This is a genomic window from Liquorilactobacillus sicerae, from assembly GCF_029916425.1.
GTDB lineage: Bacteria > Bacillota > Bacilli > Lactobacillales > Lactobacillaceae > Liquorilactobacillus > Liquorilactobacillus sicerae.
The window spans coordinates 1-571 of the sequence record NZ_JAHAVQ010000121.1 but is presented as its reverse complement, the minus strand read 5'-3'; the positions used below and the strand labels follow the sequence as shown (position 1 = coordinate 571).

General features: G+C 31.9%; 1 pseudogene. It reads right to left on the bottom strand.

Annotated elements, in window-relative coordinates:
- Positions 1–271: 271 nt before the first annotated feature.
- Positions 272–571 (bottom strand): annotated as a pseudogene (locus KH893_RS11570) (IS1634 family transposase); the annotation flags it as partial.

Sequence of the window (571 nt, the reverse complement as noted above, 5' to 3'; positions counted from 1 at the left end):
AATCGGCAGCAAACAGAAGGCGTGATTTCAGCCAGGGATTCAATTGCTAAAATCTTAGTTGTACCAACTAATGAAGAATTATCAATGGTCCAGCAGATCAAAAAAATTAAAGATTAAGCCACCAGCTTTACAACTGCCAAAATTTAATTGTAGACTTTTGCCAAAAAAAGGTTTTATAATCCCATCTTTGACACTTTTTTGAAGACAAAGTTCGCTAAAGAGTTGTTTTAACAACCTTTAGCGGATTATTTTTTTTGACTGTTTTGTAGTACTATTCTCTTTTCCTTGTTTGTTTAATAATTTTTTTCATCTTTTCCATTGGCATTATTTCAAAATCTGTTCTAAAGTTAAACGCTTCATGTAAAGCATCTGTAATGTCTGTTCTTTCATATGTTGGTATATATCCTTGAGCAGGAACTTCTAACATTTTCATTTTACGTAAAGTTTCAATAATCTCATGAAATGAAGCCACTTGATGTGTTTTTTGTTCAAGAATCCTAAACAGTAACAGTGCCATAAAACAAATTAGAAAATGTGCTTCAATTCGTTCTTGTCGTTGCAAGTAAACTGG